Source organism: Chryseobacterium sp. PET-29 (assembly GCF_025736815.1).
Taxonomy (GTDB): Bacteria; Bacteroidota; Bacteroidia; order Flavobacteriales; family Weeksellaceae; genus Chryseobacterium; species Chryseobacterium nepalense.
In genome coordinates this window covers 3,836,218-3,857,228 of sequence record NZ_CP107053.1, presented here as the reverse complement: position 1 = coordinate 3,857,228, position 21,011 = coordinate 3,836,218, and the positions used below count along the sequence as shown (strand labels likewise).

The window sequence follows — 21,011 nt, the reverse complement described above, 5'->3', positions numbered from 1 at the left end:
TCTTACTTCTAATTTCTAATTCTAAAACATTGAGGTAAATATGAGTACCGAAACATTAGAAAAAGCTAAATCTGCAATTCCCGTAAGAGGATTTTTGGATATAAAAGATATTGCCATTCCTCAGGGAGAAGAGCTTGTAAAAGCCATTCTTGCGTTAAAAGAAGAGAAAAATGCAGTGATTTTAGCACATTATTACCAGCCCGGAGAAATTCAGGATATTGCTGATTTTCTTGGCGATTCACTTCAATTGGCAAGACAGGCAAAAGACACCAATGCAGATATGATTGTTTTCTGCGGAGTACATTTTATGGCCGAAGCTGCAAAAATTCTTAATCCTACAAAAAAAGTTGTTCTTCCGGACACGATGGCGGGATGTTCTTTAGCAGACGGATGTTCCGGAGAAGGACTGCGAAAAATGCGTGAGCAGCATCCAAATGCGTTGGTAGCAACTTATATCAACTGTAATGCGGAAACAAAGGCTGAAAGTGATATTATCGTGACAAGCTCAAACGCGGAAACGGTAATTGAAGCGCTACCGAAAGACCGTCCGATTATTTTCGCTCCGGATAAAAATCTGGGAAGATACTTATCTCAGAAAACCGGCCGTGATATGATTCTATGGGATGGAAGCTGTATCGTTCACGAAGCTTTCTCCATGGAAAGAATTGCGAAACAGCTGGCGGAAAATCCCGATGCCAAGCTTATTGCCCACCCGGAAAGTGAAGAAGCGGTTTTAAAACTGGCTCATTTTATCGGTTCCACTTCCGCCCTGCTTAATTATGTAGAACAGGACGACTGCCAGAAATTTATTATTGCTACGGAAGAAGGCATCCTTCATGAAATGAAAAAACGTGCACCTCACAAAGAACTTATTCCGGCACTGGTTTTCGATGAAACCTGCAATTGTTCGGAATGTTTTTACATGAAAAGAAATACCATGGAAAAACTCTATCTGTGCATGAAATATGAGCTTCCGGAAATCATTATTGACGAAGAATTAAGATTGAAAGCATTAAAGCCTATTGAAGCGATGCTTGATCTTTCTAAAAGTATAAAATAAAACAAAGAGCCCCAACAAGTAAGACTTATTGGGGCATTTTTATTCTCATCGAATTTCACTATTTAAAGATCATTCGGACCAGGAACATAACATTCAGAATTGATAAGAACACAGTTTCTGCAAAACTCCGAAAGTGCCCAGTATTCATCACAAGTAAAATTGGAATCTTGAGGGCATTCATTACAGCTTTTAGGACCCGCTCCTCCATTAATCTGTTCTAAATTTCGTCTGCTTAATTTTTTAAAATTTTTCATAATAAATTGATTTAGTTTATTTTATAAATTTAATATTATTTTTGAGAAATGATAACATATTTGAAAATAATTAACACAAACATTTGTTATTAAATCCGAATAGTAATAAACCGAAAGTGATGCTGCACTGGAATTTGTGTTTTAAAATAATTAAATAAGACAAAAAAAATATGGAAATACACTGGAATTCTGAAGAATTAAAACGATTTTTGCTTAAAAAAAGATGAGCAAAATATATCTTGAAGATGTAAAAATTTATGCCTACCACGGTGTTTTACCGGAAGAAAACATCATCGGAACTTATTATATTCTGAATACAGAAATCCACACAGATCTGTGGAAAGCGGCAGAATCAGACAATCTAGAAGATACGATCAGTTATGCAGATGTTAATGAAATTATTCATAACGAAATGAAAATCAAATCTAAATTGCTGGAGCATGTAGCCGGAAGAATTATTTCAAAGATTCATGGAAAATTCCCGGAAATTTCCTATATCCGACTGAAAATCACCAAAACCGCACCGCCGATGAAAGGTGAAATGAAGGGGGCAAGCATCGAACTGGAAAAAAGTTTTAAACCCGATAATTAAAAAATTATTATTTTCGTTTAAAATTATACAAAGAATTGAAATTCATAAAAATATTATTTCTTTTAGCTTTTATTACCGTTTGCGGTCAGACTGGTTCAGATAATCAGGTGCCTGTTTACAATTTCCCGAAGCTAAAATCCAGCATTACCATGCCGGTAACCATTCCCCTATCTCAGATCAGCAACATTATCAATGCTTCTGTAAAAGATCTCATTTACCAGGATGATTCTTATACTGACAACAATAACGACCAGTTTAAAGTGAAAGTATGGAAAACACGCCCGATACGTCTTGTTGGGGGTACCAACCAAAACATTCTGATTGAGGTCCCCTTAAAAATATGGGCAGAAAAAGGAATTGGAACCCTCGGATTGTACACTTACCAAAGCACAACTTTTGAAACGGTGATGTCTTTCAATACTTCCATCAGTTTAAAAAATAACTGGACAATTCTTACACAAACCCGCCCTAACGGATTCAGATGGGTGACAAAACCGGTACTGGATTTTGGAAAAATCAAAATTCCTATCACGTCACTGGTAGAAAAAAGCCTTATGGAACAACAAAAGAAATTCTGCACAACGATTGACCAGCAAATGGCCGGACAGCTGAACTTTCAGAATTATGCCGTTATGGCCTTCAATGTTTTTGCAAATCCCTTTCAGGTTTCGGAAGAATACAATACCTGGCTGAAAATTACACCGATTAATGTTCATATTACACCATTGCAGTTTTACGCCAATCAAATCAATACAAGCCTGGGAATAGATATATATTCGGAAACTTATACCGGCCGTAAACCCGAATCTTCAGAGCTTGTAAAATCAGCTCCGGATTTTGGCTTTGTTGCTTCGCTGGAAGACCAGTTTCTGCTTCAGACCACAGCAAATGTTCCTTTTACGGAAGCAACGGCCATTGCACGGAATATGTTCCTGAATAAAGAATATGATGTAAGAGGTTCTTCGGTAAAGATTAAGGATATAAAAGTATATGGTGAAGACAACCGCGTGATGGTAGAGGCGGAAACAGAAGGATACGTTAACGGAACAGCCTATATTTCGGGAGTTCCGGTATATGATGAGAGCAAAAAGAAGATTGTGCTTTCTGAAACCAAATTCAGGCTCAAAACATCCAATATATTACAGAAAACGGCCACTCTGCTCTTCCGGGGAAGAATCGTAAAAATGATTGAGGAAGAATATGGTATTCCGACTCAGGATCTTGAAAACACTTCTAGGAAAAGTATTGAAGAAGCCTTTAACAAAGAATATTATAAAGGACTCAAAATGTCCGGAAAGGTGTTTACTTTAAAACCCGGAAACATTCTGATGAATCCTTTTGGAATTACCGCCGTAATTGATACGAAAGCAACTTTAAAACTTATAGTAAACGGAATTTAAACTAATAACTAACATGAGAAAATATTTACGCGTAGTAGACAATAACAGAGCTACAAAATGGCAAAGATTTGCAGAGTATATACTGGACAGGATCTTTATACAGGTCATTTTTTATGGGGCAATTTTTATCTTTGGAATATTAAATGCCACTCTTTTTAATGAGAATATAGATGAAAGTTTTGAAGAAGAAAATACAAGTATGGACGTTGTCTTTATACTCATTTATCTTACTTACATATTTGCTTATTATTGTCTGATGGAATATTACCTGGGAAGAACGCCTGCAAAATATATTACCGGAACAAAAGTTATTAGCATCGATGGAGAAAAACCGACATTTATGCAAATATTGGGTCGCACATTTTCAAGAATAGTCCCTTTTGATGCCTTATCTTTTCTGGGCGAAAACGGCTGGCACGACAGCTGGAGCGATACCCGTGTGATTGATATAAAAAAATATACGGCTGAAACCCAGATGAAAAGAGAAATTGAAAACATCGGAGTGAAAGAAATCGCCTGAAAAATTTTTGTTGAATCAGATATTTTGTTATATTTGCACACCTAAAAATGGTAAAGACATGGTACTTTGGCCGAGCGGCTAGGCAGTGGTCTGCAACACCATCTACAGCGGTTCGAATCCGCTAGGTACCTCAAACCTCTCTAATTACAGAGAGGTTTTTTGCTTCTTATACTTTTCGCTATTTCAAAACCAATTGATAAAAAATTTCATAAAAAACCCCGGAATGATCCGGGGACTAAAAACTAATAACCATGAAAAACTCAAATTGATGAGCTATATTTTAATCTGAATATTTTTTAAGCTGTTCGTTTATTTACAAACTTATATACGATAAATTAATGAAGTCGGTTTTTGGCTTAATAAAAATTATAATAAACAGAAATAGCTCCTTTTCAGGAGCTATTTTTTAATGATCACTTAATCGTTAGCGTATGATTTTTTCTACATGGGCTTTGGCACTGTTAAAAGCTTCTTCTGCTTCTTCGTACAATATATTGACCGATATTTCAAAGCCGCTTGCCATAAAAAAGGTAACATTTCCATCCATATTAAAACTAAGAAACCCAATATGATTCACATTAATCACCAACGGTTTTCCCAGAATTTTTGCTCCTTCAATAGAATTGGGCTTTTTTACATTAATAATGCTGGATGCCTTAATGTATATTAAGCCTTCTGATGTTGTTTTGATTATATAAGACAATTAAATAATTTTATGCAAAGATATGCATTAAAAAGTAAAAAAAATCCCCAGCCACGGCAGAGGATTAAAATGAAAAAATTAATATTTAAGTGATGGTGTTTCTTTAAAAATATTCTCAGATTTCTCCGAGAATATTGTAAGTTCCTTTAAGGATTTTTTAATAGTTGCGGTTAAGTATTCAACTACTATGCCAGCAATACAAACAAAGTGTTAAAGTTTTAATGAAAATAAATTTTTATGGTTAAAATGATTTTATCTATAAAAATAAAAAAGCCCCTGAATAAACAGGGGCTAAAAAACTAATAACCATGAAAACTCAATTAAACATGAGAATCAATGCAAATGTATACATTATTTTCATTAAAAATGATGATTATAATCTATTGTTTTTATAATCCGTCGGTTTTGTTTTATTACATTTGTAGCAAAACCTATATGATGACATTTACTAAAGCTTTAAAACACAAAAAACTGATTCTTAAAAATTCAAGTGCTTTTACCAAAACTCTTTATGATTATCTTATTATACCTGCAATTGCAGAAGAGAGTAAAAAATTTCTTGATGACTTCAGAAAATCCCCATCATCGTTTACTGATGAAAGCTGTAAACACTACAGCAGCAATTCCAGGTTTAAAATATTCTTATATTGTAAAAGCCGAACATGATTTTCCGCACAGGATGACATAGAAACAATCTGGATATAAAAAATCCCCGTATTGCTACGAGGATAAAAACTAATAACCATGAAAACTCAAATTAAACATGAGTGACTGCAAATTTAAGAAATGTATTTTTTTTAAAAAGTCTTTTAGACAATTTATTTTTATCAATTAACAAATTTTATCAGTCATTTAAAATACCTTTAAAATTCAAAATCTCCGTTAGTCCCCTATTTAAAAGGGCTACGATGTAATTTTAGAAGCAATATAATATTTTCAAAAATTAAACAACCATTTAAAAAATGTTAAAATATAATAAAAAAGCTCTCATTTCTGAGAGCTTTACTATATCATTTAAGGATGTTTTTATTCCTTAATAAATTTCTTTTGGGCAGTACCCTTTACGTCATCAATATCAATTACATAAACTCCATTAATCAAAGTATGTACATCAATCTTATTGTTCAGGATAATTCCTGTTGATACGATTTGACCTGTAGCATTATAAATTTTATAATTGGCTTTAGCGCTGATATTTTTTACGTTCAATACCGTTTTTACCGGGTTTGGATAAATCAGGATGTCTTCCTGGTTTACAGGATTCGGTACAATCGGCTTAGTAATTCTTACGGTATAATCTTCCACTTCACCATTCGGGACAGTTGTACAATTCACCGGAATTCCGTCTTTTTGAAGAGCGACACGCATTACAACATATTTAAAATCCGTAAGGCTGATGAATGCATCAATAGGCACAGAGAATGTTCCGGTGATCGTCTGCTCGTTATTAGGTCCTGAAACGAAAACTCTTTCATCAATATCAAAGTATCCGTTTCTGTTGAAGTCAATCCACACAGCAACTCCTGCATTAGTATTTCCTGAGATCTTTTTCTCAATGGTAATTTTATTATCAGAAGATCCTTGAATCAATTCAATGAATTTTGCAGTTACACCTGTATAATCACTGTAGTTGGAAGCTACAGACTGGTTTACCATTTCCGGTTTTCCGTTTGGTGTTACTGTCACTTTTGAAATATATTCAGAAGATGAAGTTGTAGCTGTCATCTGACAATATACTATTGTAGGCGTTGTGAAGAGATACAGCAGTGTATAATTTCCTGCAGTTCCGCTACAAACATTTGCTACCTGCATTTCATACTGGGTAAGCTCCAAAAGACCTGTTAATGTAACTGTATTGGTATTGGAAGTTACGGTTGTCCAGCTAGGAATACCTACTTTTCTATATCTGAGTACATACGTTGCACCAGGGAAAGCTTGCCAGGTAACCTGCGCCGTAGTTGTGGTAAGATTCGTAATCGTCAATCCCGGAGGAGCAATTTCACATGTTCTTTCCGTAGTAAATACTTTAGGATTAGACCATGGATTCAGTGTATTTTCATTATCACACATATTGGCAATCTGTACTTCATAAGAAGTATACACATTCAATCCTGTAAGAGGGAATGTATTGGCAGGTGCCGCAGGCAAAGGAATATTTGCACTCCAACCACCGTTTCCGCTTCCTACGATTCTGTATCGTATAAAATAATGTGAGCTTACTGCCAAAGGCGACCATGTAACTAAAGCCGAATTGGTTGTAATATTACTGATGGTAACATTCGGAGGTGTAGGATCGCATCTCGTAGTAAATGTACTGTTGGAAGGTGTACCCTGATTACCGTTACATACTGCAATTACCTGTACTTCATATAATGTTGCAGATAAAAGGTTGTTTAATGTCGTTGTATTAGTAGGCTGCGGATAAGGAGCTGCCGCAACACTTGTGGTTTGCCAAGGCGCACCTGTTCCCTGCGGTCTGTAATTAATGATATAACTTGCTCCACCGGTATCCTGAGGCCATGTTAATACTATCGAATTATGAGTAGGGGTTCCAAGCGTTACAACCGGAGTTGCTGTGCTGCAAACACGTACATTAATATTGTCGATTGCAACAGGAGGCTGCGTACCGCCTGATGAGTCATTTCTCCATTCAAAAACAAGACGCATTGTAGTCCCTGCAAAACTTGAAATATTTAAAGCAGGGTTAAGAACAGTCTGCCAAGTCGACTGCTGATTGTAATTCGCTCCAATCTGTATTCTTCCTGTTCCGGCAGTGATCTGCGTTCCTGACGTAGGCATGAACGTAGCAGGTACAAGCCAAACTCTCAGATAATCCCAGCTTGATTCTCCTTCAGCTTTCCAGTCAAATGAGAATGTAGCAGTCGTAGTATTTGCCGGAATTGCAATATCTCTGTATGCATGTACCACACTTGATGATCCCGTGTTGTAAGCATTAGTTGTTCCGTTGGTATTGGAAATATATAATGAGTTCGCCGGATTTCCCGTTGCAGAACCGTAAACCCACTTGTTAACCTGGGTTCCGTTGGTATATCCCAAATCACTTCCTGAAGTAAACTGCTGTATATAAGGAAGTGTAGCAGGAATCTGCGTTGTGGTAAAGCTTGGTCCCGCAACCCAGAAGCTTCTGTCTGACCCTGCACACACTGAACGAACCCAGAAATAATAAGTTGTATTTGGCGTTAGAGGAGTCAGCGTTGCTGAAGTCGTTGCTGAAGTTGAAGTTGGCGCAGTAGACGCTATCGGAGGTACATTCGTTGTTGTAAGATAAATCTGATATCCTCCTACAGGTGCAGGTGACGGAGCAGTCCAGCTTATAGATGCCGTATTAGACCCTACACTTGTTACCTGAACATTTATCGGAACTTTACATGTAGGAATACTCAAATTAATATTATCAATAGCAATAGGAGGCTGTGTTCCGCCTGAAGAGTCATTTCTCCATTCAAACACAAGACGCATAACGCCTCCTGCAAAAGAACTTAGGTTAAGTCCCGTATTGAAATAATTTTGCCATGTTGTCTGCTGGTTCATATTCCCTCCTACCTGGATTCTTCCACCACCAGTGGTAATTTGGGTTCCGACAGTAGGCACAAAACTTACCGGTACCATCCAAACTCTCAGATAATCCCAGCTTGATTCTCCATCTCCTTTCCAGTCAAACATTAACGTAGCATCCGTTGTTCCCGCAGGAACAATAATATCTCTGTATGCATGAACAACACTTGATGATCCTGTATTGTAAGCATTGGTAGTTCCATTGGTATTGGAAATATATAATGAGTTGGCAGGATTTCCTGTTGCGGAACCATATACCCATTTATTAACCTGAGTTCCGTTAGAAAGCTGCAGGTCATTTGCTGTAGAGAAATTCTGTGTGTAAGGAATCGTAGCCGGCACCTGAGTAGTAGAGAATGAAGGACCTGCTACCCAAACACTTTTATCGTTGGCACCACAAATTGAACGTACCCACCAGTAATAGGTAGTGGAAGTAGTCAATCCTGCTGGACTCACTGACGTTCCTGCATTGGCAACTCCCGGTGTAGCGGCAGTAGGTGGTGTGTTGGTAGTGCTCAGGTAATATTCATATCCTGATCCGGGCACAGGTGAAGGAGCATTCCATGTTAAAGTAGCAGTGGTAGTTCCAATGGTGGGAACAGCCATACCGGAAGGCATAATACAAGTCGGAATGCTGATATTAATATTATCAACCGCAATTGGCGGCTGAGTTCCGAAAATACCGTCATTTCTCCATTCAAACACAAGCCTCATGGTTGATCCGGCGTAAGTTGTGATATTCAGACTGGGATTACTGTATGTTTGCCACGTAGATTGCTGATTAAACTCTCCTACCTGAACTCTTCCTGTTCCGGTGGTAATCTGGGTACCTACAGTAGGTGTAAATGTAGCCGGAACCAGCCATACCCTCAGGTAATCCCAACCGGATTCTCCTTCTCCTTTCCAATCAAATGAAAAATTGGCGATTGAGGATCCCGCAGGTATCGTAATATCCCTGTAAGCATGCACAACACTCGATGAGCTGGTATTGTAGTTATTGGCGGTCCCATTATTATCAGAGATATAAATAGAACTGCCTGTATTTCCGGTCACAGCACCGTAAAACCACTTGTTGGTCGCAGTCCCGTTAAGGAGCGTGAAATCATTAGCAGTGTTAAAATCCTGTGAATACGGTAATGTTGCAGGTGCCTGTCCATAGGCATCCGGTATGGCGCCTAAATTTAACAAACACAGAAGAAGTACTATAAAAGTAGAAATTTTCTTCATAAGTTATCATTTAATATTAATCCTTGCAAATCTAATTCGTTTTTTGATAATATAAAGCATATAACAGCATGTTTTTTATAAAAAATACCGAACATGACCATCTAAAATTTATCAAAAATAATATTATATTACTTTACACTTAACGATCTATTCATACTTTTATTATTAATAAAGCAGAATTATATCATTACGAAAAGTATAAATATGTTCAAAAAATAGGATCCCCATACAGGAGACCCTAAAAACACAAATGATGAAAAAAAATTTTTATAGAATCAATTAATTTAATTCTGAAGTCAAAGTTAAATATGAAAAAAAATAATGTTTATGATTCGAATCACAGTGCATTAAATTCTATTTATTTAAATGAAGTCTGAAATTAATTACAAAAGCAAAACTCCTCAAGGGTCGTGAGGAGTTTAAAAAGGGTATATGGGGTCTAAAAAAGTGTCTTTTATCTCGCGGAATCAGTGCGGGTACCTGAAGAACTCTGAGTTCCTCTGTTAGATCCGTTGTTCTGATTAGGGCTTGTAGTCTGGTTTCCTGTTCCGCTTCCCTGGTTCATTGCACTGTCTCTAACGCTTGCCGTGGTATCCATTGCCGTTCCGGTTGTTGTATTATCAGGAGTCATTGTTCCTGTTCCGGCAGAATCACTCATAGAGTTGTTTTCATTCTGCGTTTCCTGCTTTTTGCAGCTTACAGCAAAAAGACTTATTCCTAGCATTAATAGCATTACTTTTTTCATAAAAATTTTTTGGTGTCTGATTTTGGTCAAAATTATACACAAAACCTAAATAATAATATGAGTGAGATCATAATATTGTGAATTTATACGAATTTTATAAAAATTTCTCAGTAACACTATAGATGACAAAAAAATTATTCTTCCCAGATAATAGGAATATATATCGTAACATAGCCATCAGCATCTACCTGATCAGATGACACAATCCCAGTAACAGAGCCATATCCTACCCAGCCACCCTGCCCCTGCATGGCTGTAAAGGTATAAGTGCCCGCAGGAATTCCTTCATAATATTTAGGTAATGCCTGAAAACCTCCACCTGAATATGTTTCGAAAGACTCACCGGTAGCAGTATTGGTAGCTACAAAACTTCCCACGTCATAACTTCCGGAAAGAGTTTTGGTCCCATTTTGTGACATCAATCCATAACGGATGGTGTAATTCTGAGTTTTAGAAATTTCTTTTTTACTTACAGGAACCTTTTTATCCTGAACCATAAAATCATCATTGGATGAACATCCGTTAAGCATTGCCAGTAATATTGGCAACAGCATCAATTTAAAAGTTGTATTTTTCATATTAATATAGTTTGGAATTATAAAATTACCCTTTTTATATTAATTCAACACCAAGAGAAAATTAAATAAAAGTTATGTCTATTAATCCCCTATTAATGCATATTTAGCATATATATTAGAATATATTTAATATTTTTTTTAAAATTTTAACATCACTTAACTAAATATTGGCGTCATAATTGGAAATACTATTCTGTCAAAGCTGGTCTTTGAGACCTATTAAAATTTGAATTATGAAAACTATAGTGTTAACAGGATTATTATCAGTATTTGCACTGACAGCCTGTAAAAAAGATGATCAGATAGCCGAAAAATCTTTGGAACAGCAAAAAATGGAGTTCCAGATGAGACAATTGGAAATAGAAAAACAAAAATTAGCTATTGAAAAAGAAAAGATAGCTTACGAAACGCAAAAAAAAGCAGACAGCGTGGCTGAAGTTGAAAAAGCAAAAACAGCCGCTGCAAACGCGAAGCCTCAGGTAATCAGAGAAACGCATACGGTTTACAGAGATAGGCCTAGCTCAAGTTCAAGCAGTGGATCTTATGCCAATAGCGGAACAAGTGCATCCCAGGGTACAACTCAGAAAAAAGGGATGAGTGAAGCTGCTAAAGGTACCATTATTGGTGCTGTCGGCGGGGCCGCGTTGGGAGCGATTGTTAACAAGAAAAGTCCGGGTGCCGGTGCCGCTATTGGTGGTGTAATTGGTGGTGCCACAGGATATACTTTAGGTAGAGCACAGGACAGAAAAAGCGGAAGAGTACAGCCTCGTTAATTATTTTCACAATAAATAGAAAGATTGCTTATTTTTAAGCAATCTTTTTTATGCTGTTAATGTTCCTTTCTATAGTCATTCTAATTCCCACCCTCATGGGCTGGGGAAAGATAATACACTCTGTATTAGGACCTTGCACAGGAGGAGTTGCGGGTCATGCTTTCTCAGGAATCTTAGGATTGAGTATTATTTTCACAATACTTTCATACTTCACACCATTAAATTTTTATGTGGAAATTTCTGCAATATGTATGGGCCTTTTATTTTTTTTCAGGGACCATTTATATAAAAAGTTCCACGCATTTTCTAAAAAAGATTGTATAATAATTGTTACCGCTTCAATAATCATTGTCTTTTGCTCATCTTTCTATCCCTTTGTTCTGGACCATTACGGTTACTATGTTCCCAGCATCAGATGGCTTACTGAATATGGAATGGTAAAAGGTATTTCAAATCTTGATATTACTTTAGGGCAAATGTCGGTCTGGCATATATTTCAGGCAGGATTCTCTCATTTTTCAGATCCTTTTTTAAGAATCAATTCTATAGTACTTATTATTTATATCTTATATATCATTGAAGAAAAGAGCTGGATCCAATTATGTTTTATACCGGTTCTGCTGCTTTTTTCCCAATCACCAAGTCCTGATTTACCGGTAATCGTATTTTCTTTAATTATTTTAAATGAAATTATGAAGGGAAATACTTCAGCAAGTTCTTTATTTGTTTTTTCATCCTTTGTTTTCATTATAAAACCAACCATGGTATGGCTTCCTATTCTGGGATTTTTATATTCATTTTGCATTATTAAATCAAGGTTCATCAGTGTACTACCCGGATTTGCTGTCATTCTGCTCTTTTTCATTAAAAATATATACACCTTTGGATATCCCATTTTCCCTGTTGCTTTCCCGAATTTGGAAGTACATTGGCAGCCAAATCCTGAAATTCTCAAAATATCTTCCCGGTTTGCCATTCAGAAAACCTATGATATGCAATATTCTTATGAAGAAATCAGGAATTTTTCTTTCACAGACTATATTAAAAACTGGTTTCTTTTAGATGGAATCAAGTCAAAAATCAATATACTCTTTATAGTGAGTATTCTTATATTTATTGTCTTTACCATTATTAAAAAAAACAGGACTATTACCTTAATTTGTATATCTCTTATCATTAAAAGCATCGCAGTGCTTCTTTTTTCAGCACAGTACAGGTTCTTTGTCGATGTTTTTTTTGTCACTTTCTTTGTGCTTTTGGCAAGTTTTTTTAACAGACAAAAATCTCTTATTGTATTTTTTGCTTTAAGCACTATTATCATTAGTTTTTTAATGATACCCGATATTCTCAAAACCTATCTTCCGAGTTTCAGACCCGGAAGTTTTATGAGCAAATATGAATTGAAACAACTGTACAAACCTTCCACCTATCATTACCATAATTTTAATTCATATAAAATCGGTAATTTAAAGTTTAATGTTTCAAAAAATTATCCCTATAATTTTGATACGCCACTTCCTGCTATTTCCGAAAGTTATATCTATAGTAATATTAAAGCCGGAATCTTCCCCCAATTGGCAGATGAAAAAAATGTACATCAAGGGTTTATCTGGAAAAAATTGACAACAGAACAAAAAGCAGAAGCTGAAAAAGTAATTTATTCTATAAAAAAAACCTATCAGCAGAACAGATAACCTTCATTTTAAATATGGATAAAAAGCCGTAAATTTGTAGTATGTTAAATACTTTAGGTAATCTTCTCAGCCTTACAACATTCGGAGAAAGTCATGGTCCCGCTTATGGCGGAATTATCAATAATTTTCCCGCAGGCCTTCAGGTTGATTTTGATAAAATACAATATGAATTGGGCCGCAGAAAACCGGGACAGTCTTCTATCGTAACTCAAAGAAAAGAAAGCGATACCGTACAGTTTCTTTCCGGGATTTTTGACGGAAAAACAACAGGAACTCCCATTGGTTTTATTATTGAAAATGAAAATCAGAAATCAAAAGATTATGATCATATTGCACAATCTTACCGGCCGAGCCATGCCGATTTTACGTATGATCAAAAGTATGGACTGAGAGATTATCGCGGAGGCGGAAAATCTTCTGCAAGAGAAACCATGAACTGGGTAGTTGCAGGAGCTTTAGCAAAACAATTGCTATCCGACATAGAAATCAATGCTTACGTTTCTTCCGTAGGTGAAATTTTCTGTGAAAAACCTTATCAGGCACTCGATTTTTCAAAAACAGAAAGCAATGAGGTACGGTGTCCCGATCCGGAAACGGCAGAAAAAATGATCGAAAAAATTAAAGAGATCAAAAAAGAAGGAAATACGATTGGCGGCACCATTACCTGTGTCATCAAAAATGTTCCGGTAGGAATTGGCGAACCTGTTTTTTCAAAACTCCAGGCTGAACTGGCCAAAGCGATGATGAACATTAATGCTGCCAAGGGATTTGAATACGGAAGCGGTTTCTGCGGTGCTAAAATGACAGGAAAGGATCATAATGATCTTTTTAATGAAAATTTTACTACCAGATCAAATCTTTCAGGAGGAATTCAGGGAGGAATTTCAAACGGAATGGACATCTATTTCCGTGTAGCCTTTAAGCCGGTCGCAACGATTCTGAGACCTCAGGAAAGTATAGATAAAAACGGAAATCCGGTAATCGTGGAAGGAAAAGGACGCCATGATCCATGTGTGGTCCCAAGAGCAGTTCCGGTGGTAGAAAGCCTTGCTGCTTTTGTTCTGGCAGATCTGTTCCTGATTAATAAAACAAGAAATATCAACCATTTTTAATACATACATTAGTAATGAAAAATTACTGGGAACAAGGCATCTCTTTTGAAGAGTATGTAAAAACAGGAAGACAGAGATTAGAAAACCCTGCCAGTCAGCAGGAAGCAGATTATAAACAATATTACGAACTGGGACTTCAGAGAATCGACAGAACCTTAAAGAAGTATGTTCCGGATGAAAATCAGCTTAAAGAGCTTGAAGCCAAAAATTTTGAAGGTAAAATAGTTATCATCTCCGAAGTATGGTGTGGTGATGCCAGTGCCACGGTTCCGGCTTTGGTTAAATTTTTCGAAGGCCGGAATGAAGTACGTATTTTCCTGAGAGACCATGATAAAAGTTTAATCAATCAATTTTTAACGAATGGTACGGAATCCATTCCGAAGGTAATTATTCTGGATAAAGATTTTCAGGTTAAAAATTCATGGGGTCCTCGTCCGAAGTTCGGAACAGAATTATTGATGAAATACAAAGCTAATCCTGTAGCTTATCCTAAAGATCTTTTTTACAATGACCTTCAGATTTATTATGCCAAAAACAGAGGTAAAGATGCTGTTCAGGAAATTTTGGAATTGTTGTAGAATGTTCAAATACACCTGTTTTCTCATCGCATTTTTTATTTTCCCCAATGCTTTCAGGGCACAAAACACAAAACTGGAAAATAAAGAGCAATATTTTTTAACTCAGTATAAAAAGTATTCCGAAAATGAAGATTACGATAGCAAAGCAGATGAGTCTTTGAAATTTTCCGGTGAATTTAAAAAATTCATTGCTGAAAATCCTGAAACCCTCACCTATGACTTTAAACTCCTGAAGAAAAAATTGTTCATCGCTACGTCAGCAGATAAAAAGTTAAGATTCTATGGTTGGGACACAGAATTGGGAGGAACGATGAAAAGTTTTGATCAGATTATTCAGTATTCTTCCAATGGAAAAACAAAAACCATTTTTAATAAAGACCAGGCAGATACTGCATATTTTACTTCTGAAATTATAAAAGTCACCCTCAATAAGCAGATTTACTATCTTGTTATTTCCAATGGTATTTTTTCTTCAAAAGATAATTCTCAAAGAGTTCAGGCATTTACTATCAGCAATAACAGGTTAATTGATTCCAACAAAATTTTCAGGACCAAAACCACAGCCCTTAATAAAATTCAGATTGATTTTGATTTTTTTAGTGTGGTTAACAGACCGGAGCGTCCATTAAAATTGATTAAATTTGAACAAAATAAATTGTATATTCCTCTAGTTGATAAGGAAGGAAAAGTTTCTGATAAGTTTTTGATATATCAATTGAATAATAATTACTTTCAATATATTGGAATACAATAAATACCAGGAGAATTATTTATGAAAAAAAATCTAATCTACATCGTATTAATCGCTGTCATTGCGGTGATCGCTTTCGTTCCCGGCGTGAAGGAAAAACTGCAGGATGCTTTTTTTCCTATTGCCACAATTGAAAATGCAGTACATGTAACGGAAGAAGATTATGATATCGACCTGCAGGGAATCAATGTTCCGAGTACCAATCTCAAAACTTTTAAAAACAAAGCTGTATTTCTGAATTTCTGGGGAACCTGGTGTCCACCGTGCAGAAAAGAATGGCCTTCGATACAAAAGCTCTACGACACCCGAAAAGAACATGTGGATTTCGTGCTTATTGCAATGAATGATCAGGAAGATGCCGTAAGAAAATTTCTGAAGGAAAATAATTATACCGTTCCCGTTTACATTGCACAAAGTCCCATTTCAGAAAAAATACTTCCGAAAGTGTTCCCAACCACTTACCTTCTTGATAAAGACGGAAGAATCATTATTAAAGAAGATGCATCAAGAGACTGGAATACAGAATCTGTACATCAGTTTATAGATAATATTATCAAATAATTTTTAACGTTCCATAAGACTTCATTGGTACAGAATTTGTGAATTAAGTACCGTTGTAGAATTATTAAAATTAAACACAAAATGAAATATTCAAAATTAAGTCTGGCAAAAGAAGCCATCAATCACAAAGGTTTTGTGAAAAAAATCCCCGACATTTTCAGAATGGTGAGAATGTGGAGAAAAGGAGAATACCCGATGAGATCCATTGATATTATTCTTCCGCTTTTAGGGGTATTGTACATTATCTCACCGATTGATCTGCTTCCGGAAGTTGCCGTTCCCGTAATCGGAGTGCTGGATGATCTGGCCGTTTTATCGCTTACCATTCCGAAACTGATTAAAGAAGTAGATAAATTCCTTCTTTGGGAAGCCGAACGACAATACAGCAAAGACAGTACGAAAGTAATCAATGCCGAAATCGTAAAATAAAAAACATCCTTTTGGGTGTTTTTTTGTGAATAAAAATCCAGTCGCTTTATCATAATGGAACGATAAAACCTCACAATTCAACTGCGAAGTAAAATTCACAATTGACTTTCAACATCATTTCCTTAAATTTGCAACATCTAATAAAAAATAATGGAAAGTAAAAAAGAATTCTTTTTAGAGTGCTATAAACTTGGCATCATCAAATTCGGAAGATTTACATTAAAAAGCGGTATTGAAAGTCCTTTTTATGTAGACTTAAGACCACTGGCTTCAGATCCGAAAATCCTAAAAAACTTAGCCAATTATTTACTGGACATGCTTCCTCTGGATAATTTTGATCTGATCTGCGGAGTTCCTTATGCTGCCCTTCCGATGGCTACAGCAATGTCTCTGGAAAGTTATATTCCATTAATTATAAAAAGAAAAGAAGCCAAAAACTATGGCACCAAAAAACTGATTGAAGGAATTTACCAGAAAGGACAAAACTGCCTTTTGGTAGAAGATGTGATTACTTCAGGAAAATCTTTGATTGAAACCATTGCAGAAGTTGAGCAGGAAGACATCAAAGTTGCTGATATCGTAGTTGTTCTCGACAGGGAACAGGGTGGAAAAGAACTTCTTGAAAGCAGAGGATACAGAGTTCACACACTTTTCAATATTTCGGAAGTATGTTCTATTCTTTGGGAAAACGGAGAATTATCCGATGATGAAGTGAAAAGAATTCAGGATTTCCTGCAGGGAAATCACATTCAGTTTGAAGAAATAACAAGAGCTTCTTACGAACAGAAACTCAGCACCGCACAGCATTCTGTTTCTAAAAAACTATTGGAAACTGCACTTGCCAAACAATCCAATCTTATCGCTTCTGCTGATGTTACCACAACTCAGGGATTATTGGATCTTGCAGAAAAAGTAGGTCCTCATGTGATTGCTTTAAAAACACATATCGACATTATATCTGATTTCGAATATGAAAAAACGATTACTCCGCTTAAAGCATTGGCTGCAAAACATAATTTCCTTCTTATGGAAGACAGAAAATTTGCAGACATCGGAAATACTCAGGAATTGCAATTTACAAGCGGTGTATTTAAAATTACGGACTGGGCAGACTTTGTAACATCTCAGGTTATCGGAGGGTTTGAATCTTTAGACTGTTTTAAAAATGTAGGTGTTGTTGCCATCATCGGAATGTCTTCAAAAGGTGCTTTAACCACCAGTGCATATCGTGAAGAAGCACTAAAGATTGCGGCATCCCATCCTAATGTAATCGGCGGAGTTTCCCAAAACCCGCTTCCGGAAGAAATGCTGCTCTTCACGCCGGGTGTAAATCTTGCAGATTCCGGAGACGGGAAAGGACAGCAGTACAATACCCCTGAACATGTATTCAAAACACTTCATACCGATTTCATCATTGTAGGAAGAGGAATTTACAAAGCTGAAAATCCTGCCGAAGCTGCCATGCTGTATAAAAATGAAGGATGGAAAGCCTATCTGAATTCCCTTGAAAAAAAACTAACTCAAAGTTAATTTAAATATTAGAGGACTTTCTGTAAAATAAGTTATATTTGAACCATATCACAGTTAATTGAGAAATATTTGCATTGGCCTTTTTTTGTTTTTGGGTGTTGTAGAGGTATCTGCACAAAAAGACAGTATTTATATTGAAGCAAAACTGTCTTCAGACAAAAAACTGCTGCATGTAAATCAGGAGCTGGTTTATTATAACAATTCTAAAGCAGCTCTGAATACAGTGAAACTTTTGAACTGGGTATCTGCGTACAATAAAAGGGGAACCTCACTCGTTTACCGTAAGCTGGAAGACCGCAATACTGATCTTCACTTTGCTGAAAAAAAAGAGCTCGGAAAATTACTCAATTTGAAAATTCAGGATTCCGACCAGGAAATTCCAATCACTGCTATTTCGGAGGAAAATATTTTTTTACCCCTGAAAAAAGTGCTGCAGCCCGGAGAACAGGTAAAATTAAACCTGCAATATGAAATTCAGCTTCCCGACAAAAAATTTACGGGATACGGAACTTCAGATAAAAATGTAGCATTAAAATACTTCTTTATTGTCCCGGATCGTTTTGATCCGGGCAATATTTCTAAAAGGGATTATCATGATATCGAAGAATCCGTAAGTTTCAATACGTACTGGAAGATTAATTTTGATCTGCCTGTTAATTATTTTATCGAAAGTAATCTTCAGCAGTTTCAGATGAATTCTTTCATGGGGTATCTTGACTCCGATCCAGAATTTCTCATTTCACAGAATGAATATCCATCAATCATCATCAACAATGATGATATCAGAACTGAAATAAAATTCGGATATAATTTAACACCGGAAGAAAAACAAAATCTGGAGTTTTATCTGCCGCTTCACCTGAAATTTATCAAAGACAGAACGGGAACTGTTCCTCAAAGAATTTTTATCTCAGATAAATTCAGGGCTAAAGAAGATTTTTTCGGAAATAATGATATTACATTCTGGAAGTTCAGATTTCAGCTTTTTAATGATGCTCAGAAGACCGATCTAGATTATTTCGGGATTGTGGCTAAAAAAGTATTGGAGGAAAGCATTATTACCGATAAACAGGATGATCACTGGTTTAAAAACGGATTGAAATCTTACCTTGAAATTCAATACCTCAAGAAATTCTATGGTGACACCAAACTCCTCGGCAGCTTACCGGAAACCAAAATTTTCGGGATCAAACCATTAAAGCTGTTTTATGCTTCGGATGTAAAGCTTATTGAACGGTACGGACTAACCTACCAATACATCATGTCCCAGAATCTTGATCAGAAAATTGATGAGAAATACACGGTCCTGAGCAACTTTAATGATATGGCCATCAGCAGTTTTGAAACCGGGACCTTATTCAATTATTCGGCGGATAAAATGGGCTATGAGAATTTTGACAGTCTGGTTCAGAAATTTATTTCAAAGAATACGGACAAACAGGTTAATCCAGATGATTTTATAAAAGAATTAGCGGAGCAGGATAAGAGAACAGCTTATCTGGCCGATTTTTTACAACACAAAAACAGGGTAAATTTTAAGCTTAAAAGGTTTCGGAAAGAGGGAGATTCTCTTCATATAAAAATTAATAAAAATACCCCCGCCAATATTCCGGTAAAACTGCAGACAGAATCTAAAAACGGCGATACAAAAGAATATTGGGTAGAAACGGAAGAAAATGAAAAAACAAAAACATTTTCTATTCCTGCCGAAAACGTCAACAAAATTACCCTGAATGATGATTACATTTTCCCGGAAGCCAATTACAGGGATAATTTTCTGTATGCGAAAGGATTTTTTTCCAACATGAGAAAAATCAAACTGAAATTTATCAAAGATATCCCGAATCCTGAATTCAATGAAATCTATATCAGCCCGAGGGTTCGTTTCAGCAATACGTATGATAAATTCCTGATCGGGTTCAACTTTAAGAATCAGTCTTTTTTTGATCAGAAATTTTTATATTCTTTTACTCCGACCTACAGTACGGGAACAGGTCAACTTACCGGATCCGGAGCTGTTAACTATTCTTTTCTGCCGGCAGAAAGTATTTTCAGAAGCATTACTTTCGGAGTTTCAGGATCTTATTTCCATTATGATTACGATCTGGCTTACAGCAAAGGTTCCGTTTATTCAAATTTTAACTTCAGAAAAAATCCAAGAAGTACCGTAAGCAGAAGCGTGGGAATTTCTTACAACTATTTTGAGAGAGATCTCAGCCCTCTGATGATTGCCAATAATGATTATGATAAATACAATCTTTGGAGCGTGGGTTACGGATACAATGACAGCCAGAGCATTCATGAGAAAAGCCTCGGAATCAACACCCAATGGATGGAAGATTTCCACAAAGTAACCGCAGAAGGCTTTTACCGCTGGGAATTTGCTCCAAGGCAAAAACTAAGTGTCCGACTTTTTGCAGGATATTTTATTAAAAACAATACAAGAAATAATACTTTCAACTACGGAATTTCCAGAGTTTCCGATTACTCTTTCTCCTATAATCTGTTGGGGCAAAGCGCAACCGGAGGTATCCTTTCACAACAATATATTCTGGCTGATGGAGGTTTCAAGTCTTTTATTCTGGGAACCGTCAACAAATGGATTACCTCTGTAAATGTAGATACCAGTGTCTGGAAAATTTTCCACATTTATGCGGATGCAGGTGTATATGACAATAAAAACCAATCTGCCAAGTTCATTTGGGACAGCGGTGTAAAGGTGCGTGTCATTCCGGATTTTCTTGAAATCTATTTTCCGATACAGTCGTCATTAGGCTTTGAACCGGGATTCAAGGATTATGGGAAGCGCATACGATATACTTTAATTCTTAATCTGAGTTCTATTATCAATGCAGCCAGACGAGGTTGGTATTAATAAACTCCTGTAATAAAAAATTGCCTCAGAAGTTAATCTGAGGCATTAGAATT

Annotated in this window: 19 protein-coding genes and 1 tRNA gene; 15 read left to right on the top strand and 5 right to left on the bottom strand. The window is 36.2% G+C overall.

Features of this window, described 5'->3' with window-relative positions; all coding sequences use genetic code 11:
• The first annotated feature begins 40 nt into the window (after positions 1 to 40).
• Positions 41 to 1,060 (top strand): quinolinate synthase NadA, encoded by a 1,020-nt coding sequence (gene nadA / locus ODE14_RS17520; protein ID WP_248394803.1) that lies wholly within the window; start codon positions 41 to 43, stop codon positions 1,058 to 1,060.
• 62 nt (positions 1,061 to 1,122) lie between these two features.
• Here the strand turns inward: nadA and ODE14_RS17515 are convergent, their stop codons facing one another.
• On the bottom strand, positions 1,123 to 1,314 hold the full coding sequence (locus tag ODE14_RS17515; protein ID WP_263602329.1) for a bacteriocin-like protein: 192 nt from the start codon (positions 1,312 to 1,314) through the stop codon (positions 1,123 to 1,125).
• A gap of 223 nt (positions 1,315 to 1,537) precedes the next feature.
• On the opposite strand from ODE14_RS17515, the gene folB reads away from it, so the two are divergent.
• The 4 genes from folB to ODE14_RS17495 all read left to right on the top strand — a co-directional run bounded on the left by folB (position 1,538) and on the right by ODE14_RS17495 (position 3,957).
• On the top strand, positions 1,538 to 1,906 hold the full coding sequence (folB, locus tag ODE14_RS17510; RefSeq protein ID WP_248394806.1) for a dihydroneopterin aldolase: 369 nt from the start codon (positions 1,538 to 1,540) through the stop codon (positions 1,904 to 1,906).
• 35 nt (positions 1,907 to 1,941) lie between these two features.
• Positions 1,942 to 3,306 (top strand): DUF4403 family protein, encoded by a 1,365-nt coding sequence (locus ODE14_RS17505; protein WP_263602328.1) that lies wholly within the window; start codon positions 1,942 to 1,944, stop codon positions 3,304 to 3,306.
• A gap of 13 nt (positions 3,307 to 3,319) precedes the next feature.
• Positions 3,320 to 3,826 (top strand): RDD family protein, encoded by a 507-nt coding sequence (locus tag ODE14_RS17500; protein WP_263602327.1) that lies wholly within the window; start codon positions 3,320 to 3,322, stop codon positions 3,824 to 3,826.
• A 60-nt stretch (positions 3,827 to 3,886) separates the two neighbouring features.
• Positions 3,887 to 3,957, top strand: a tRNA-Cys gene (locus ODE14_RS17495).
• 293 nt (positions 3,958 to 4,250) lie between these two features.
• Here ODE14_RS17495 and ODE14_RS17490 read toward each other — a convergent pair.
• On the bottom strand, positions 4,251 to 4,529 hold the full coding sequence (locus ODE14_RS17490) for a hypothetical protein (protein ID WP_263602326.1): 279 nt from the start codon (positions 4,527 to 4,529) through the stop codon (positions 4,251 to 4,253).
• Positions 4,530 to 5,040: 511 nt separating this feature from the next.
• Between ODE14_RS17490 and ODE14_RS17485 the strand changes: the two genes are divergently transcribed.
• The gene (locus tag ODE14_RS17485; protein ID WP_263602325.1) at positions 5,041 to 5,217 is read left to right on the top strand and encodes a hypothetical protein; all 177 of its coding nucleotides are present in this window, start codon (positions 5,041 to 5,043) and stop codon (positions 5,215 to 5,217) included.
• A gap of 338 nt (positions 5,218 to 5,555) precedes the next feature.
• Here the strand turns inward: ODE14_RS17485 and ODE14_RS17480 are convergent, their stop codons facing one another.
• The 3 genes from ODE14_RS17480 to ODE14_RS17470 form a co-directional block, all read right to left on the bottom strand.
• The gene (locus ODE14_RS17480; RefSeq protein WP_263602324.1) at positions 5,556 to 9,332 is read right to left on the bottom strand and encodes a fibronectin type III domain-containing protein; all 3,777 of its coding nucleotides are present in this window, start codon (positions 9,330 to 9,332) and stop codon (positions 5,556 to 5,558) included.
• A gap of 454 nt (positions 9,333 to 9,786) precedes the next feature.
• Positions 9,787 to 10,077 (bottom strand): hypothetical protein, encoded by a 291-nt coding sequence (locus ODE14_RS17475; protein ID WP_248394823.1) that lies wholly within the window; start codon positions 10,075 to 10,077, stop codon positions 9,787 to 9,789.
• A 134-nt stretch (positions 10,078 to 10,211) separates the two neighbouring features.
• Positions 10,212 to 10,655 carry a hypothetical protein gene (locus ODE14_RS17470; protein WP_263602323.1) on the bottom strand — a complete coding sequence of 148 codons (444 nt, stop codon included), beginning with the start codon at positions 10,653 to 10,655 and terminating at the stop codon, positions 10,212 to 10,214.
• Between the two features lie 233 nt (positions 10,656 to 10,888).
• On the opposite strand from ODE14_RS17470, the gene ODE14_RS17465 reads away from it, so the two are divergent.
• The 9 genes from ODE14_RS17465 (at position 10,889) to ODE14_RS17420 (ending at position 20,958) form a co-directional block, all read left to right on the top strand.
• On the top strand, positions 10,889 to 11,428 hold the full coding sequence (locus ODE14_RS17465) for a YMGG-like glycine zipper-containing protein (protein WP_248394826.1): 540 nt from the start codon (positions 10,889 to 10,891) through the stop codon (positions 11,426 to 11,428).
• A 50-nt stretch (positions 11,429 to 11,478) separates the two neighbouring features.
• Entirely contained in the window at positions 11,479 to 13,122 is a 1,644-nt protein-coding gene (locus ODE14_RS18760; protein WP_412059342.1) for an LIC_10190 family membrane protein, read from the top strand.
• Positions 13,123 to 13,163: 41 nt separating this feature from the next.
• Positions 13,164 to 14,234 (top strand): chorismate synthase, encoded by a 1,071-nt coding sequence (gene aroC / locus ODE14_RS17450; RefSeq protein ID WP_263602320.1) that lies wholly within the window; start codon positions 13,164 to 13,166, stop codon positions 14,232 to 14,234.
• A 14-nt stretch (positions 14,235 to 14,248) separates the two neighbouring features.
• The gene (locus ODE14_RS17445) at positions 14,249 to 14,812 is read left to right on the top strand and encodes a thioredoxin family protein (RefSeq protein WP_263602319.1); all 564 of its coding nucleotides are present in this window, start codon (positions 14,249 to 14,251) and stop codon (positions 14,810 to 14,812) included.
• A gap of 1 nt (position 14,813) precedes the next feature.
• Complete coding sequence (locus ODE14_RS17440) at positions 14,814 to 15,566, top strand: hypothetical protein (RefSeq protein ID WP_263602318.1); 753 nt, start codon at positions 14,814 to 14,816, stop codon at positions 15,564 to 15,566.
• 18 nt (positions 15,567 to 15,584) lie between these two features.
• On the top strand, positions 15,585 to 16,124 hold the full coding sequence (locus tag ODE14_RS17435; protein ID WP_248394832.1) for a TlpA family protein disulfide reductase: 540 nt from the start codon (positions 15,585 to 15,587) through the stop codon (positions 16,122 to 16,124).
• A gap of 81 nt (positions 16,125 to 16,205) precedes the next feature.
• Positions 16,206 to 16,553 (top strand): YkvA family protein, encoded by a 348-nt coding sequence (locus ODE14_RS17430; protein WP_248394834.1) that lies wholly within the window; start codon positions 16,206 to 16,208, stop codon positions 16,551 to 16,553.
• Between the two features lie 150 nt (positions 16,554 to 16,703).
• Entirely contained in the window at positions 16,704 to 18,083 is a 1,380-nt protein-coding gene (gene pyrF, locus ODE14_RS17425; protein WP_248394835.1) for an orotidine-5'-phosphate decarboxylase, read from the top strand.
• 58 nt (positions 18,084 to 18,141) lie between these two features.
• Positions 18,142 to 20,958 (top strand): aminopeptidase, encoded by a 2,817-nt coding sequence (locus ODE14_RS17420; RefSeq protein WP_263602317.1) that lies wholly within the window; start codon positions 18,142 to 18,144, stop codon positions 20,956 to 20,958.
• Positions 20,959 to 21,011 lie beyond the last annotated feature (53 nt).

Excerpts from the sequence above, each read along its gene's own strand:
- ODE14_RS17500 (WP_263602327.1), top strand. The coding sequence starts at position 3,320 with ATGAGAAAATATTTACGCGTAGTAGACAATAACAGAGCTACAAAATGG.
- ODE14_RS17480 (WP_263602324.1), bottom strand. The coding sequence starts at position 9,332 with ATGAAGAAAATTTCTACTTTTATAGTACTTCTTCTGTGTTTGTTAAAT.
- ODE14_RS17465 (WP_248394826.1), top strand. The coding sequence starts at position 10,889 with ATGAAAACTATAGTGTTAACAGGATTATTATCAGTATTTGCACTGACA.
- ODE14_RS17435 (WP_248394832.1), top strand. The coding sequence starts at position 15,585 with ATGAAAAAAAATCTAATCTACATCGTATTAATCGCTGTCATTGCGGTG.
- ODE14_RS17430 (WP_248394834.1), top strand. The coding sequence starts at position 16,206 with ATGAAATATTCAAAATTAAGTCTGGCAAAAGAAGCCATCAATCACAAA.
- ODE14_RS17515 (WP_263602329.1), bottom strand. The coding sequence starts at position 1,314 with ATGAAAAATTTTAAAAAATTAAGCAGACGAAATTTAGAACAGATTAAT.
- ODE14_RS17475 (WP_248394823.1), bottom strand. The coding sequence starts at position 10,077 with ATGAAAAAAGTAATGCTATTAATGCTAGGAATAAGTCTTTTTGCTGTA.
- folB (WP_248394806.1), top strand. The coding sequence starts at position 1,538 with ATGAGCAAAATATATCTTGAAGATGTAAAAATTTATGCCTACCACGGT.
- ODE14_RS17445 (WP_263602319.1), top strand. The coding sequence starts at position 14,249 with ATGAAAAATTACTGGGAACAAGGCATCTCTTTTGAAGAGTATGTAAAA.
- nadA (WP_248394803.1), top strand. The coding sequence starts at position 41 with ATGAGTACCGAAACATTAGAAAAAGCTAAATCTGCAATTCCCGTAAGA.
- ODE14_RS17440 (WP_263602318.1), top strand. The coding sequence starts at position 14,814 with ATGTTCAAATACACCTGTTTTCTCATCGCATTTTTTATTTTCCCCAAT.
- ODE14_RS17485 (WP_263602325.1), top strand. The coding sequence starts at position 5,041 with ATGATTATCTTATTATACCTGCAATTGCAGAAGAGAGTAAAAAATTTC.
- pyrF (WP_248394835.1), top strand. The coding sequence starts at position 16,704 with ATGGAAAGTAAAAAAGAATTCTTTTTAGAGTGCTATAAACTTGGCATC.
- aroC (WP_263602320.1), top strand. The coding sequence starts at position 13,164 with ATGTTAAATACTTTAGGTAATCTTCTCAGCCTTACAACATTCGGAGAA.
- ODE14_RS18760 (WP_412059342.1), top strand. The coding sequence starts at position 11,479 with ATGCTGTTAATGTTCCTTTCTATAGTCATTCTAATTCCCACCCTCATG.
- ODE14_RS17470 (WP_263602323.1), bottom strand. The coding sequence starts at position 10,655 with ATGAAAAATACAACTTTTAAATTGATGCTGTTGCCAATATTACTGGCA.